Origin of the sequence: Pseudoalteromonas sp. TB51 (assembly GCF_000498055.1) — a bacterium.
GTDB lineage: Bacteria > Pseudomonadota > Gammaproteobacteria > Enterobacterales > Alteromonadaceae > Pseudoalteromonas > Pseudoalteromonas atlantica.
This window is the reverse complement of record NZ_AUTO01000198.1, coordinates 14025-29656: the sequence shown is the minus strand read 5'-3', so window position 1 is coordinate 29656 and position 15632 is coordinate 14025. Positions and strand designations below refer to the sequence as shown.

Sequence of the window (15632 nt, the reverse complement as noted above, 5' to 3'; positions counted from 1 at the left end):
TGGCAGCTGCTTGTTGCAGTATTTTGCATCGCGCGTAATTGTACTGTGCGTAGGGCGTTTAATACCCTATCTCTGTATGAGTATGCTTGCTCTGTTGAACTTCCTAGCAACTTGGGCACTGCCGTTACCGACAGTATGCCCAAAATAACTAAAGTAATAATTAATTCAACCAGTGTGAAGCCACGCAATCGTTGATTACTACTGCTATTCATTTATGTAAATTAACACCCACTCGTAATAAGCGTAACAGTAGGAGGCGTCACAGACACAGGCGGTGTGCCGTCGTTTGCATCTGCTGCTTGTGTATACTCAATACGGCAATCATCAGTTTGCACGTAGCTATTAGGGAAAATAATTGCTTTTTCATCAGCAGCAACTGCTACAAGGTTAAAATCTGCAGAATCATCAGATGCAAATTCTACATCTAAAAAAGCTTCAAAAGCTGCTTCTGTCGCTGCAGGGTAGCCATAAACTATAGATACGTCTGCACCACTATCTACAGAAACCGAATCTGAAGCTTTTTTATGGGTACTGGCGATAATAGACTTACCATTAACAATATTCATACCACTGCGAATTGAGCCTTGTAAACCTTCGAGTGTAGAAGCGTTAGCATCACCCTGCAGGTTTAAAAAACGAGGGGCAGCGGTCACCGCTAAAATACCTAAAATTACAATTACAATTATTAGTTCAACAAGCGTAAAACCTGCTTGCTTATTCATTGGTTGTTTTAATGACTGCGTTTTCATAAGTAAGCCTCTTTATAATTACTTAGTTTTTAAAAATTTGCACTTTGCCTGTTGTTGGAAAGTACGAAAACCCTACTTTTTTAGCCATAACGGCGCCATCGGTAGGTAGGTTATTGGTGTTTAAATTATGAGTTAAATAATAAATACACTGGTTGTTTTTAGTGTTATAACGCACTAAATAACTCACCTTGGTTATTATAGAAACCTCAGTACTTAATGTGCTTGTAGGCGCATCTTGTAAAATTACACTTAATACTTTTTGGCATTGCAGTGCAGTCATTGCGCTGGCCCGCGTATCAGTATTAGTCGTTTTATCACCCGTTGGTGTGCCTCTGTGTCCATCGACACCAACAATGACACCTCCGTAATTAATATGTGTTGTATTATTAACGCCCTTTGGACGCCCCGATAATTCCCACTGACCTTTGACCATCAACACCGCAGAGGCAAATCCACCAGCCACCACATCCACACTCGCATTGTGTGCCTGATTTTTAATGCCTATGTATTGAGGTATAGCAAAAGCCATAATAACTGCCAGTAAAACAACTACTAAAACGAGCTCAAATAACGAAAAACCTGTTGCACGAACACGACCGTTAGTCACAATGGCTACCCTTTAATAGCCGACATCATGTTCCACATTGGCATAAAAATACCGAGTGCTAAAATAAGCACCATAATGGCAACAAACACCGTCAAAATGGGCTCTATTTTTGCGGTTAAACTGCGTAAATCGTAATCGACTTCTCGTTCGTAAAAATCAGCTGCTTCTTGTAATAACTCATCTACGCGACCAGTTTCTTCACCCACTGCTACCATTTGCAGTACCAACTGTGAAAATAGCTCGCTACTTCGCGAAGCCCGCAACAAACTATCGCCTTTTTCGATATCTTGACGCATGGCGATAATGGCTTTTTCCATGTAGCTGTTATCAACTGCATGGGCCGTTAACGACAGCCCTGTCGTCATAGGGACGCCCGAGCGCAGCACCATGGCTAAGCTTTGGCTATAACGGCCAAGTAAGGTGCGTTTTAAAATATCGCCTACAAATGGAATTTTGAGTTTGTGGTGATCCCACTTAAAGCGCCCAGCCGCCGTATTTAAATACCGACGCCATGCAACGACTCCCCCCACTAACATTAGCGCTAGCAGCCACCAATAATTGACAAAAAAGTTACTGGTGCCAATGAGGATCTGGGTCATTAAAGGCAGCTCTGCATCAAACTTTTCGAACATGCTGGCAAAGGTAGGGATCACAAAAATATTTAATATGATCATCGCAACTAAAAGCGCCAAAATAACAAAAGTGGGGTAACGCATAGCGGCTTTTATGCGCTTACGAGTCTCTTGCTCTTTTTCAAAATAAATAGCCAGTTGATAAAACGCATCTTCTAATCGTCCCGAGCCTTCTCCGACTTTAACCATAGAGATAGTTAAGCGGCTAAACACCTTGTTGTGTATAGCTAACGCACTAGATAGTTCACGGCCTTGTTCGAGCTGGCGTGTTACTTCAAGCAACACACTTTTAAACTCTTTATTTTGCGTGGTATCAGCAAGCCCTATCATTGCCCTAATAATGGGGATACCGGCTTTAAGTAAAGAATACATTTGCCGTGAAAACATGATCATGTCATCAAGGGTTATTTTTTCGCTAAATAAGTTATCGAATAACTTTATATTGTTTTTTGTTTCAACTAACGAAATTGAAATAGGTATGTACTGGCGCTTTAATAAGCTATCGGCAACACCGGCCTCATTATTTGCCTCAACACGCCCTTTAACCAGCGCACCTTTTGCGTCTTTGGCTTTGTAACTATAAAGCTGCATCGTCATCACCTACCACTTCAGGTACATATTCAGCCACTTTAAATACCTCATCTAACGAGGTAATGCCTTGCTTTGCATACGTTAAAGCCATATAAGAAAGCGGTGCAAAATTAGCGCTATTTTTAGCCGCTTCGGCAAAGCGCTGTGTGTCGTTAATACGCAGGGCATCCATCATAGCGTCGTTCATTTCTAACAGCTCAAAAATCCCCACCCTGCCTTTGTAGCNTAGCCGCTATGGCTACATGCTGTGCAGCCTTGGCCTCGCCAAAACTGTGTGCTGCTAATATCTTCGCCTAAATAGGTAAGCCAGCTTTGTTCTTGTTTATCTGGGTGATACGGTGTTTTACATTCATTGCAAATACGCCTAACTAAGCGCTGAGCAATAATAGCGCGTAGTGAGCTTGCAACTAGATAAGCGGGTGCTCCCATATCAATTAAGCGCATTGCGCTTGATATGGCATCGTTGGTATGTAACGTAGAAAGCACTAAATGGCCTGTTAATGCAGCCCTTAGCCCTATATCAACGGTTTCTTGGTCACGCATTTCGCCAACCATAATAATATCGGGGTCTTGGCGTAACGTGGTTCTTAATACACTGGCAAAACTTAAGCCTATTTTGTTGTTTATTTGCACCTGGTTTACCCGTCCAATGCGGTATTCAACCGGATCTTCTACGGTAATAATTTTACTTTCTTGTTGATTAAGCTCACTTAAAGCGCCATACAAGGTGGTCGTTTTTCCTGAGCCGGTAGGCCCAGTCACTAACACCATGCCATGAGGACGTTTTATAATGCTGCGCAGGCGTTTTAAAATATGCACCGGCATGCCCGTTTCATCTAACGATAAAAGCCCTGCAGATTGGTCGAGCAACCGCATCACAACTGACTCGCCATATTGCACAGGCATTGTCGATAAACGTACATCAATGCTGTGCGCGTGCACTTTTATATTAAAACGGCCATCTTGCGGTAACCGCTTCTCCGATATATCTAACCCCGACATAAGCTTTAGCCTAAGTACTAAAGCAGAGGCTATTTTTACTTGGTTTAATGTGTGCTCTTGCAATACACCATCAACTCGTTGGCGAATGCGTAATAGCCTTTCATCGGGTTCTATGTGGATATCTGAGGCACGTACTTGTACTGCATCTTCAAATATAGATTGCAGTAGTTTTACTACAGTGGCGTCAGAGGTTTCATCTGCTAAGGAATTAAGATCAAACTCTTCTACGTCTTCGTATTCTTCGTGTAGCTTTTCAGCAAAGTTAGTAATATCTTCTGTTCGGCGGTACACATTATCAAACGCTGCCATAAGCTGGCTTTCTTGCACAACAGCAAGCTCAATTCGCTTAGGTGCTAGCATTGGCGCTAACTGATCCAATGCTCTCAAATCAGCGGGGTCACTCATTCCGACTAACACAGAATCACCGTTATCTTCTATTACTAATGCTCGGTAGCGTCTGGCATAAACCTCTGAAAGTAATTTAGATACATCTGAAGATATTTTGCGCTGCGATATATCTAAAAACGGTATTTGTAATTGTTGGGCTAAAAAGCGCAATAATTGCGGCTCACTTATAAACTCAAGCGCAATTAATGTAGCCCCTAACTTTCGCCCTGACGCAGCTTGCACATTAAGTGCTTCACTTAGCTGTGCTTCGGTGATCATTTGCTCATGAACGAGTAAGTCCCCTAAACGCATTTTTAAACTGGGTCTCATACAGCCTCCTTCAATGCGACTAAGCGCTGTAGTGCATGTTGCGTCATTGCGGCATTTAAACCGCCTAAATCTAGGGCAACTTTATAAAGGTGCTTTGCATCAGCAAACTCCCCCAACGCATCTTTTGAAGTAGCTAACGCCAGCCACCATTTAGCCTGCTGAGGCTGAAGCTGTGTAAGCTGTGTAAAACTCGCAAGCGCTATTTGATGTTGCTGCGCATTTTGTGCTGCAGTGCCTTTTAATACCCAAAACTCCAAGTTTGCTTGCGGCTCAAGTTCGGTTATAAGCAGTTTAAGCACGCCTTCGTACTCTTGTTGCATAATTAAAATTTTACTGAGCATTACGCGCCACTGCACAACCTCAGGGTTTATTTTTATGCCAGCAACTAATAGCTGCTGAGCCATAAGTACATCTTGTTGCTGAAAATACGTTGCCGCGAGTAAATTACGCGCTTCTATATGCTCAGGTTGTGTTTGTAAAATCGCGGTTAAATCGCTAATCGCATCATCATATAAAGCAAATTCCAACGCTTGTTTAGCACGCTTTAATTGCTGTGCTATGCGCTGGGCTTTGCTTTGCTTAACACTGGCAGTTTTTACTAATTTATTTTCAGCGGGCGGCTGCTCAGCCTGTGTAATGCTTTTTACTGGTGCACTGCTTTTTGCTTCAACTGGGGAATTTATTTCTGTGCTAGTGGCTACTTGTACGCTTGCTTCTGTGGGGCTTGCTTTTTGGCTCAGTAGCGCGGCTTTGTCTGCAGCGTGTTGCTGTATTACTTCGTCTTTTGGCTGATTAGGCAGTGCGTTATTGCTTTGTACCTGCGCCAGCTCTTTTTGCGTATCTGCATTAATATGAGCTGCTTTAGCGCCAGTGTTTTCTTCGCTTAATTGTTTTAAGGGCTTAATTACGGGGGTAATTTTAGCTTGGGCAATTTCAATCGGCTGGCTGTTATTATTAACCGCATATGCTTTTTCAGCCGTGTCGCTACTTGCTTGTGGTGCCTGTGCAAAAGGTAAATAAAGGTAGGCTGTAAAAATTAGTACAATCGCTAATAAAACACTCAGCACTTTAAATAATACATCGTGGTAGTCGCGTACAGGGGGAATATCGACCCCGCCACTTTGCTGATTACGCTGTGCAGTTTGGCGCTGGTCGATATTTTTTAGCATGTTATTAATAACACTCATAACCATTGCCTCCATACCCACATAACTGCAATAGCAAAAACACTAATAGCGACTAAGCTGTAAGCCCAGTAATGGTTAGCATGGTGCTTTTTGCAATCTTCGGTGTCTGCAATGGCAAGATGTATATGGCGCGGTGTTACTTTATTAAGGCCTTCACCGTATGCCTGCAGTAAAACTTTATGGCATAAAATATTGACCAAACGGGGTATTCCTCGACTCGCACGCGCTATTTTTAATCCTAAACGATTAGTAAATAGTGGTGGCTGATTAAAGCCTGCCACCTGTAAACGGTGGTTAATATAATAAATAACTTCACTGGCGGTCATTGCACGCAATGAGTAGGAAAAGCTGATCCGCTGGCGTAGATGCCTCACTTTACTATTGGCAAGTTTTTCATCTAATTCAGGTTGGCCAAATAGCACCACCTGAATAAGCTTTTCGGTTTCGGTTTCTAGGTTTGTAAATAATCGAAGCGCTTCAAGTGTATCCCAACTCAGGCACTGCGCTTCATCTATCAGTAATACAACCCGTTCGTTATCTTCTTGCAGCTCTAATAAGTAATGGTTTATTTGCTGACTTAACGATTGTTGATCTAGGCTTTTATCTACCTCCATGCCAAGTTCTACAGCAATAGCCCAGCGTAATTCTTCAGGGCTTAAATAAGAATTAGGTAAATAAGCCACAAAGTAGTCTTCTTCAATTTGATTTAAAAGTTTTCTGCATAGTAAGGTTTTGCCAGTCCCTACTTCTCCTGTTACTTTTATAAATCCCTCCCCCATTTCTAGCGCTGTGGTAAGTACTTGCATCGCTTCGTGGTGCGGCTCAAGTGCACAAAAAAACTCGGTGTTTGGGGTTAAGGTGAAAGGCATTTCACTTAAATTAAAAAAGCTCAAATACATAGTTAGTTCTCATACCATGTATTTAACAGCGCGCGGCTGTGAGCTTGTTGCTTTTTCCACGTGTCGGGCATCACCACCGTTGGCTTGATTAAAATAACGAGCTCTTTTTTCTCTTGGCGCTTACTAATACTTTTAAACAAGTTACCTAATATTGGCACATCGCCCAAAATGGGTGTTTTCGATTCTTCATCTTCTGTGGTGGTTTGCATTAACCCACCAATTACGACTATTTCACCACTTTGAGCACGGATCACCGTATCAGATTCACGAATATTGCTTTGTGCAAGCGGCAACTCAAAACGCTGATCATCTAATGTAATCACCTTGAGCTGCTCTTCTGTTTCGGTTACCGATGGGTGAACGTGCAAAATAACTGAGCCATATTTATCGATTTGTGGTGTGACATCTAAGGCAATTCCCGAAAAAAACGGAGTTAGATCTATTTCTGGTGACGTAGTCGTTGAGGTGCCCGTTACTGTTGTGCTCGAAACGTTAGTAACAAAGTACTCATCTTGCCCCACTTTAATCACGGCTTTTTGATTGTTTGTTGCAGTTACACGCGGGTTAGAAAGCATTTGCAGGTCGCCCTGCGTTTCAAGCAAACTAATTACGCCACTAAAGTCGCCTTTTTCAATCGTTAACGAGGAGACCCCTCCTAAAGTAGCTGAAATAGAATTACCTATGCTGCCTGCTGTAGTTGCAAACGACACCCCACCTTCTAACCCTCTAGAAATTCGCTCCCAGTTAACCCCTTGTTGGTATTCATCTTTTAAGGTTATTTCGACAATTTTAGCCTCAAGAATAACTTGTCGCTGAAGGTTTTCTTGGCTTTGACGTAAAAAGTCTTTTAACTGGTTTATTTCACTGGGTAATGCATTAACCGTAACCAAGCTTGCCTGTGGGCTGGCAACCACATAACGACCATCGTTTGAACCAATAAGCGATTTAAGAGCAAGCTCAAGTTCCTTCCAAAAGTCGTTTTGGTTAATTGTTTGGATGCGAGAGCCATTTAGCTCGGTATTTTGATTATCGCTGCCAAACTGATTATTTTGGCTCGAATTATTACTACTGTTTGAGCTTGAATTTGAACTTGAGTTGTTTTGTGAAAACTGGCTCACTCCACCCGCAACAACACTTACCGTTGATTGCCCATGGCGCTGCATCATTAAATAATTAACCGGTATAGTTTCTGTGCGCATGACCGCTGGTAACACCTGCACAATACGACCTTCTTGGACAATATCTAACGGGTACATGCGTTTAATAACAGCTATAACTTCTTCAAACGTTACGTTTTTTAAATTTAAAGAAATAACTCCGCTCACCTTTGGGTGTACTGCCACGCTGTATGGAGTATCAGCAGTTAATCCATTAAAAAATGAGCTTATTTCTACCTCTTTTGCGGCTACATCAAAACGCTTTACAGCTAACTCATTTATTAAACTTTGCTCGCTATTAAGTGACGAAAGTAAGCTTTGTGTAAGTGCGCTACTCACCTCTACCGGGGCAACACTTTTAGCATTGTTGCTTATAGGAGCAAGCTCTTGCGCTATGTGTGGCTGAATCTCTTTTCCGGGCTTAAAACTATGGCACGCTGTTAAAAAAGGCGGTATTAAAATAAGCGCAAGCCATGGCTTTGTTATATTATTTTTTAATTTCATAGTCGTATAATTCTAATTTTATTTGCTTATCATCATTTGCTAACAACACTGAATTGGCGTTTATTGTTAGCACCCGAAATTCACCTATTACATCTCCTGGCTTATACACCTGCTTAGAAATAATCGCTTTGTATTGCTTTTCGGTTTTAATAATTGACTGTAACGACAGCGCTGTATTGCTAACTGCAGCGCCTTTTAGTATTGGTGCATTGCTTGGCTGAGTAGGATCGCGCAGTATTTCAGCTGAACTAACAGAAAAAAAACACACGCAACATACAGACAAACTATAAAGCGATAAATTTTTCATTGGCACTCACCGTTGCTATTTGTAATGTTAACTCTGCATTTGGGTATGTTTGCACCTGATAGTTAAACTGCTGTATTAACAACTTTTGTTGGCTAGCTTTAAGGCCTTCTAAATACTGCTGTAAGCTAAAATAGCGCCCCTGCAAAGTAACCACCATTTGGTGTTCGAAAAACAAGGTTTGCGTATCGTGCTCACCGAGTTTTTCTACATCAATTGCTTTTGCTGGGTTTACTCTAAAGCCAACCACTTGCACATCGGGAGTATTTACTAATAAATCCTTTAATACAGCAGGTACTTTGTTTGCTGAAATAAAGCCTTGGCTAAACGTGCTTAACTTATTATTTATATCTTCTAGCTCGCGCTGGGTTTGCCCTACCTGATTTCTGAGTACTTTAGTGTAGTCATGCTCTAATGCCTGGGTAAGCATAGAGAGCTGTGCTTCATTTTGATTGAGTTTTTGCCACAATGTATTTTGTTCCACGCGTAAACTATTTACTGCATCTTGCTGTGGAAACACCACAAACCATAAACCTAAATAAACAATAAGAAATAAGCCAACAAACAGCACAGAATACTTTTCCCGCTGCTGTAATGCCGCAAATTGTGCTTGGTATTTAACGAATAATGGCCAGCCTTTATTTTCATTTTGCTCATTCATTGTGCTACCTCACTTGAACTAAGTTCTGTAGCCACATTAAACTCGCTCACGCCATCACTGCTCGACAGCTCCAGCACTGAAAACTCCTTCCCTTTAAAAAAGCTCGATTGCTTGAGATTAGCAAGCCAAATAGGTAAAAATTTGGCTTGCTGAGTACGCCCTTTGAGCATTACTTTTTGGCCTTCAAATTTTATCTGATCAAGCCAAATTTGCGGTTCGTGGTACGCTGCCAAATCGCGCATTACATCGGCATAATCCGTTTTCGTGTGCATGGATGTGTTTTCTAAATAATCAAACACCTGCTGTTTATGCAAAATTTCTTGTTGCAGTACTTTTAGCTCATCTATCAAATGCGATTTATTTTGTTTATCAGCTAATCGCTGCTTTACCGCGTTTAATTGCTGTTGCGTTTGCTTTAGATAAGCTTGGCTTTGTGTAAGTAATTGCTGGCTATTGTGCTCTTCGTATAAATAAAACAACCAAGTTAATGCAACCACTAGCAATGTACCTAGCCACAGCAACAGCATTCCTTTAAAAGGCACGGGGTCGCGTCTAACCCTAATGGCTTTTTGGTAAAAATTAATCCGTGTTTTCATAGCACTGAATCCGGATCGGTTAATTGATACGCTGCGCCTAATGCGTAATAAAAGCTTGGTTCGAGCTCCTGTGCTAAATCTATATTAGGTTTAAAATCAACAACCTTTACTTGCAAAAATTCTGCAAGGCCTGCCCTTAACGTCAAAGACGATAAATCATCGCAATGCAGCTGAATGCTTCTGATAGGAGGCTGTTTTAGTTGGCTTTCAAAAAAATCCATTGATCGTTGGATCTCAAGCCCTAAGGCTTCAACCAAACCGTGTGTGCGCTCTTTATCTGAAATGCCTAAAAACCCGTTTAAACGCCTAGCTAATAAAAGCTGACCATCACGAATAATTAAAATACGCGGCTCATGCCCTGCATGTTGCACTATAAGCATGTGCGCGCTTTTATCTTCGCCAAACAAGGTCACTAAAATCATTTCTTCCGAGGTCATTGCTCTGAGCACAGGCTTTATTTTTGAAAAGCTATCAATAAAAGGCAGCAACTGTAGTTTATTAGTAATAAACACATTCATTTTACTGCTTTGCATAGGCTGAATAATGGGGTAATCGATAAAGTCGGCAACAATGTTCTCTGGTGGAATATCAACTAAGTCTTTTGTTGTCCATGGTAGGGATTGAATGATCTCTTCGTCACTCAGCATGGGTTTATCCATTTGCACTATTTGATAAAAATAATGAGGAACCACTAAATTTACAGGGCACACCTCAGCGCAAACTTCATTTGTGCAAGTTGCAATAGCGACTGTATAATCCGTTTGGTCCTCTACATTCACACTGTGTGAGTTATGTACGTACCACTGCCCTTGATTTTTTTTTAAACACACCGCGTTTACTGTATCTGCATAAGTAGCAATACCAATCGCTGTGCTTGAGTCTAAACTGCGATTTAACCAAGATAACAACGAAAACAGCTTTTTTTTCATATAGCTACTATTGTTAATAAGAGATTAATTAAGTGTCGTACAAGATTGTTAGTTTGCAAGTTTAAACGCGAGAAATAATGCTTAACTTATTTAATATTGAAAAAGAAAGTCCAATACAACAAATAGATAGCGACTGTCTAAAAAAGAGAAACATACGGTTAAGTATAAAAAGAGATGACTTACTTCACCCACTAATAAGTGGTAACAAATGGCGCAAGCTAAAATATAATTTACAGCAAATGCAAGCCCTTAATAAAACACAACTACTCACCTTTGGGGGGGCTTTTTCTAATCATGTTCACGCCTGTGCAGGGGCGGGTAAACTATTTAATATAAAAACCCACGCCATAATTAGAGGGCCACACTTAGATACTCAAAACCCCACCCTGCAATTTGCTAAACAGTGTGCAATGGATTTACATGCGGTTACTCGTATTGAATATAAGCAGCGCCATGACCCAGATTATTTAGCCCAGTTGCAAGCACGCTTTACACAAGCCTATATAATTCCAGAAGGTGGAAGTAATACATACGCCCTGCCTGGGTGTGCTGAGCTTGCTAAAAACTTACCAAAGCATGATTACTTAGTATGTCCCACAGGAAGTGGAGGAACACTTGCAGGCTTAATTGAAGGTAGCTATGAGGCCACACAGCTGTTAGGAATTGCGGTATTAAAACAAGCCGAGTACTTGAACAAAGAAATTACAGCACTCAGTAAAAAAGCAGCTCAGCAATCCAATTGGCAGCTACTTACTGAGTTTCATGATGGCGGTTATGGCAAATTTAGTAATGACTTATGGCAGTTTTGCCAACGCATGCAGCAGCAACATAACTTACCTCTTGAGCCTATATACAGCGGTAAAATGATGTATGCACTATGGCAACTTATCGAGCAAGATTACTTTGCTGCTGGTAGTCATATAATGGCGATTCATACAGGCGGTTTACAGGGGCTCAATGGGCTAAAATATCGTGGCCTGATCTAGGGCTATTAACCTCTGGGCATTAAAACATGCTTACTTAGGGCCAGTTTTACCACGGTGCTGTGTGTAACATAGTGAGCTCTACAACCGCTGCTAGAGTGACCCTTTTGGCTGCGCTTAGCTTAAAAGGATTAACTGCCCTTAGTAAAATGTGGCATGTGTGTATTCCTGCAAGGGCTCAGAAAAGTAAAAACCTTGTGCGGCAACTACGCCTAGTTTAGCCAACATAAGTAGCTCTTTTTGGGTTTCTACACCCACCGCGTATACAGGTATATTGATCAACTTGCTTTGCGCCACAATGTTTTTAACTTGTTTTTGCTGTTGTGTTTTTTCATCCACATTATGAACAAGCGGATACCCCAGTTTTATACCGCTAACTAATTTTTGAGAAGCAATTTGGTTAATGTGCTCCACATTCTGTACATTATCAATCACCAGCAAACTTTGTAGGGCTGTCAGTTTTTCAAAGGCGCCTGCTAGTTGCGCTTGGTACTTAATAAAGTCTGCTTCGCTGATTTCAAACTGTAATTTTCGCTTTGTCGTAAAATCTTTCATATTGGTGACAAACCAGCTCCAAAACTGCTCGTTAAACCAATTACTTATATGCAAATTAACGCTCACCGTTAGAGCACTGGGCTCAGCTAAAATAAGCTTTTTAACTTGAAGTAGCACCGCTTTATCTAACTCAAATGCTTGGTGATTGTTAAAGTCTTGATTAATAAAGTAACGCGCAGCTAATAAACCGTGCGGTTGCTGCCTAATTCTTATTAGCACTTCATGTTGTACAATATCGCCGCTGGTGATCATAAATAACGGTTGAAAGAATAAGATAAATTTATTCTTTTTAATATTTTCAATAACCTGCTTACTCGAAATTAAGTTCCCTTGCTCGTGCTGTAACGCGAGCCTATGCCAGTGCTGAATTAAGCTTTTTTCTGAAAATACTAAGGCCGACTTAGCGAGTTTAAAAATAACGGGTTGCTCAGTCGCATATCGATAATCGCACAGTCCAACCTTTATGTTTTTACGCGTTACTGTGCTTCGATAACGCTTACAAATTTGATAAACGCATTCGTGTAGGCTTTCACTGTATGTATCTAGCTTTGCTACAGGGATATTATTTAAAGTAATAGCAAGGTTGTTAGCATCAAATACATTAACTGATACTGCAGGAAGCTCTTTAAAATATTTTGCTATCAATACCTTAAAGCTTGCTTGGGTATCGGTATTTTCATCAAACACACAATCACATTTCACTATGGCAAATAAGCTATGCCGCGCTGCACTAACACCGTACATAGACTTTACTTCGCAGTTTAATGTGGTGATTTGCGTAGAAAGTTTTTTTGCAGCTTTAGTTTTGCTGTAAGGCAATGGCAGGTTCGCTGCCGGTTTTGTTACTAATACTTTCCACCATCTAACCCACCAGCTAGTGGCACCTAATATAATGATATTTAATAGTAAAAATAAGTAAGCTTGCTCCACCCAGGCAGGCCAGTGGTATAAACTTATGCTGAGCGTTTTATAGCTAAATACATCGTGCTGTATATCAACTAAGTATTTGAAGTGTTCGGCATTTGAGTGTGCAGCCAGCATAAAGCCCTTACTTTGCACCAATGCCTGCACTATTTCTTTATCGGCATTGGCATTAATTTGCAGCTCAAAAATTTGCTGCGTTAACTGCTGACCATTTTTATGAATTTTTTTATGGAGCGTATCATTTAAAAGCACATTAAAAATAATTACCACCAGCGTGAAACTGGTTAAGTAAATTATTTTTTTTTGCTCAGCAATTTTTATTAAGGTTTTATGCATAGTGCTCTCTGTGGCAACGCGACTATTTAAAGTGTTGTTCAAAATAGTCATTAGCACAAGCAGGCAAAGCAAGTTTAAATGTTTATAATTTTGCTAAACAAAAAAACCCCGTGTAAACGGGGTTTTGGCAAATAGTTTATTACTTTTAGGGTTGCTCGCCCTGCGCGTTTAATATCATTTCGCCGTCTTCTTTGTATAGCTCACCTTTAGGCCATTGTGCTAATAGCGTTAAAACTTGCTCACTAGGGCGACATAGCTTAACCCCTTTTTCGGTGCACACTATAGGCCTATTAACCAGTATAGGGTGCTCAAGCATGGCCTCTAAAATAGCTTCATCTGTTACATTTTCATCTAACAAGCCTAGCTCTTCAGCAGGCGATTTCCTCACTCTCAACGCTGTTTTTGGTGTTAAGTTTGCTGCGGCAAATAACGCTAACAATTGAGGTTTTGTCCAGCCCTCTTTAAGGTATTCAATAACCGTGGGGTTATAGCCAGCGGCTTTAATAATCTGCAATACATTGCGCGATGTACCACAATCAGGATTATGATGAATAACGACCATGACACTCTCCTAGTTAAACCAATGACGCGTTTTATTAGCAAAATAAACTAAGCTAAGCATAACAGGTACTTCAACAAGAACACCCACAACGGTGGCAAGCGCAGCACCAGAGTGTAAACCAAATAATGAAATGGCTACGGCAACAGCAAGTTCAAAAAAGTTAGAAGTTGCAATCATGCAAGCTGGAGCTGCAATATTATGAGCTAGGCCCATTTTTTTTGCGGCTATGTAGGCTATTGCAAAAATACCGTACGTTTGAATAAGCAGCGGAATAGCAATCAATACAATGGCTTCTGGGTTATCTATTAATGTTTGAGACTGAAAACCAAATAAAAGTGCCACCGTTGCCAGTAAGCCAATTATAGAATACGGTTTCATTACCTTTAAAAAGTGATTTAACCGTGTGTGATCTTCACCCTTATCTAATTTTTTGCGGGTAATAGCGCCTGCTATTAATGGAATAAGTACATACAAAACCACCGAGAGTAATAACGTGTCCCACGGTACCGTTATGTCTGTTACCCCTAGTAATAAACCTGCGATGGGCGCAAAGGCAAAAATCATAATAATATCGTTGATAGATACCTGCACTAACGTGTAATTAGCATCGCCTTTTGTTAATTGACTCCACACAAACACCATTGCAGTACATGGTGCTACTCCTAATAAAATCATACCGGCTATGTATTCTGTTGCCGTTTGTGGGTCGACAAAGTCTGCAAAAATGCCTTTAAAAAATAACCACCCTAGCAAGGCCATGGTAAAGGGCTTTATGAGCCAGTTGATAACGACTGTCAGTACTAAGCCTTTAGGCTTTTTGCCTACATCTTTAATAGAAGAGAAGTCAATTTGCACCATCATTGGGTAAATCATAAACCAAATGAGTACAGCGATAACAATATTTACATGTGCATATTCTAAGCTTGCAACAACACTAAATACATCGGGTACGGTGTAACCGGCGACAATCCCTACCGCGATTGCCAGCGCAACCCACACCGATAAAAAGCGTTCAAATAACCCCACAGTAACCTCCTAAATGTCTTTTTGATTTACGCGTTTACTGAGCTGCTCTGCTGTTTCTACTCGCTCAGAGTATCTATCAACAAAGTAATCTTTTTGGTCGCGCATTAATAAGGTAAATTTTACGAGCTCTTCCATTACATCCACAATTCGATTGTAAAAAGCAGAAGGCTTCATTCGGCCATTCTCTTCAAATTCTAAAAACGCTTTAGGCACCGATGACTGATTAGGTATTGTTACCATGCGCATCCAGCGCCCTAATACGCGTAACTGATTAACCACATTAAATGACTGCGAACCACCACAAACCTGCAGCACAGCCAGCGTTTTACCTTGTGTAGGTCTTACGCCACCCAGGTTTAATGGAACCCAATCAATCTGGTTTTTAAATACACTCGTCATAGCACCGTGTCGCTCCGGCGAGCACCATACTTGCCCTTCAGACCAGAGCATTAAATCACGCAACTCTTGCACCTTAGGGTGCGTCTCATCTTCACTATCTGTTATGGGTAAACCTTCAGGGTTAAATATTTTAACCTCAGCGCCAAAGTGGGTTAGCAAGCGTGCACTTTCTTCTATAACTAACTTGCTATATGAGCGGGCTCTTAGCGAGCCGTATAACAATAAGATTTTAGGTNGGTAGGCGGAGTGCTTTGTGAAAGTTCTAAATTAGGTAGCTCGTGTTCAATTGATTTACTCATAATCCTTAACCTT

Annotated in this window: 15 protein-coding genes and 2 pseudogenes; 1 reads left to right on the top strand and 16 read right to left on the bottom strand. The window is 41.0% G+C overall.

The features are described 5' to 3' along the window. The 12 genes and pseudogenes from L650_RS23750 to L650_RS0110590 form a co-directional block, all read right to left on the bottom strand. Window positions 1-212, bottom strand: a 212-nt coding sequence (locus tag L650_RS23750) for a type IV pilin protein (RefSeq protein WP_164835554.1), incomplete at its 3' end; no start/stop codon positions are given. A 9-nt stretch (window positions 213-221) separates the two neighbouring features. Continuing rightward, window positions 222-749: a prepilin-type N-terminal cleavage/methylation domain-containing protein gene (locus L650_RS0110640; RefSeq protein WP_029773099.1), complete on the bottom strand. Its 528-nt coding sequence runs from the start codon at window positions 747-749 to the stop codon at window positions 222-224. 22 nt (window positions 750-771) lie between these two features. Further along, window positions 772-1356: a hypothetical protein gene (locus L650_RS0110635; RefSeq protein ID WP_024032498.1), complete on the bottom strand. Its 585-nt coding sequence runs from the start codon at window positions 1354-1356 to the stop codon at window positions 772-774. A gap of 5 nt (window positions 1357-1361) precedes the next feature. Beyond that, window positions 1362-2579, bottom strand: a complete 1218-nt coding sequence (locus L650_RS0110630) for a type II secretion system F family protein (protein ID WP_029773098.1) — start codon at window positions 2577-2579, stop codon at window positions 1362-1364. Further along, a pseudogene (locus L650_RS0110625) lies at window positions 2566-4298 on the bottom strand (GspE/PulE family protein). Before L650_RS0110625 ends, L650_RS0110630 begins: the two are co-directional and overlap by 14 nt. Beyond that, complete coding sequence (locus tag L650_RS0110620; protein WP_029773097.1) at window positions 4295-5485, bottom strand: tetratricopeptide repeat protein; 1191 nt, start codon at window positions 5483-5485, stop codon at window positions 4295-4297. Before L650_RS0110620 ends, L650_RS0110625 begins: the two are co-directional and overlap by 4 nt. Further along, window positions 5482-6384, bottom strand: coding sequence for an ExeA family protein (locus L650_RS0110615; RefSeq protein WP_029773096.1), 903 nt, complete (start codon window positions 6382-6384; stop codon window positions 5482-5484). The genes L650_RS0110620 and L650_RS0110615 overlap by 4 nt, the downstream gene beginning before the upstream one ends. A 2-nt stretch (window positions 6385-6386) precedes the next feature. Beyond that, complete coding sequence (mshL, locus tag L650_RS0110610; protein ID WP_029773095.1) at window positions 6387-8045, bottom strand: pilus (MSHA type) biogenesis protein MshL; 1659 nt, start codon at window positions 8043-8045, stop codon at window positions 6387-6389. Further along, complete coding sequence (locus L650_RS0110605) at window positions 8029-8352, bottom strand: mannose-sensitive agglutinin biogenesis protein MshK (protein WP_004585744.1); 324 nt, start codon at window positions 8350-8352, stop codon at window positions 8029-8031. Before L650_RS0110605 ends, mshL begins: the two co-directional genes overlap by 17 nt. Further along, window positions 8330-9010: a hypothetical protein gene (locus L650_RS0110600; RefSeq protein ID WP_024032505.1), complete on the bottom strand. Its 681-nt coding sequence runs from the start codon at window positions 9008-9010 to the stop codon at window positions 8330-8332. The genes L650_RS0110605 and L650_RS0110600 overlap by 23 nt, the downstream gene beginning before the upstream one ends. Continuing rightward, entirely contained in the window at window positions 9007-9606 is a 600-nt protein-coding gene (locus L650_RS0110595) for a PilN domain-containing protein (protein WP_029773094.1), read from the bottom strand. Before L650_RS0110595 ends, L650_RS0110600 begins: the two co-directional genes overlap by 4 nt. Then, entirely contained in the window at window positions 9603-10535 is a 933-nt protein-coding gene (locus L650_RS0110590) for a hypothetical protein (protein WP_029773093.1), read from the bottom strand. The genes L650_RS0110595 and L650_RS0110590 overlap by 4 nt, the downstream gene beginning before the upstream one ends. A gap of 77 nt (window positions 10536-10612) precedes the next feature. Between L650_RS0110590 and L650_RS0110585 the strand changes: the two genes are divergently transcribed. Further along, on the top strand, window positions 10613-11521 hold the full coding sequence (locus tag L650_RS0110585) for a 1-aminocyclopropane-1-carboxylate deaminase/D-cysteine desulfhydrase (RefSeq protein ID WP_029773092.1): 909 nt from the start codon (window positions 10613-10615) through the stop codon (window positions 11519-11521). A gap of 138 nt (window positions 11522-11659) precedes the next feature. Here L650_RS0110585 and L650_RS0110580 read toward each other — a convergent pair whose 3' ends face one another. From L650_RS0110580 to arsH, 4 genes and pseudogenes are all read right to left on the bottom strand, one after another. Then, complete coding sequence (locus L650_RS0110580; protein WP_029773091.1) at window positions 11660-13333, bottom strand: EAL domain-containing protein; 1674 nt, start codon at window positions 13331-13333, stop codon at window positions 11660-11662. A gap of 145 nt (window positions 13334-13478) precedes the next feature. Continuing rightward, the gene (gene arsC / locus L650_RS0110575) at window positions 13479-13895 is read right to left on the bottom strand and encodes an arsenate reductase (glutaredoxin) (RefSeq protein ID WP_029773090.1); all 417 of its coding nucleotides are present in this window, start codon (window positions 13893-13895) and stop codon (window positions 13479-13481) included. A gap of 9 nt (window positions 13896-13904) precedes the next feature. Then, window positions 13905-14921 (bottom strand): ACR3 family arsenite efflux transporter, encoded by a 1017-nt coding sequence (gene arsB / locus L650_RS0110570; protein WP_029773089.1) that lies wholly within the window; start codon window positions 14919-14921, stop codon window positions 13905-13907. A 9-nt stretch (window positions 14922-14930) separates the two neighbouring features. Further along, a pseudogene (gene arsH / locus L650_RS0110565) lies at window positions 14931-15566 on the bottom strand (arsenical resistance protein ArsH); the annotation flags it as partial. Between the last annotated feature and the right edge of the window lie 66 nt (window positions 15567-15632).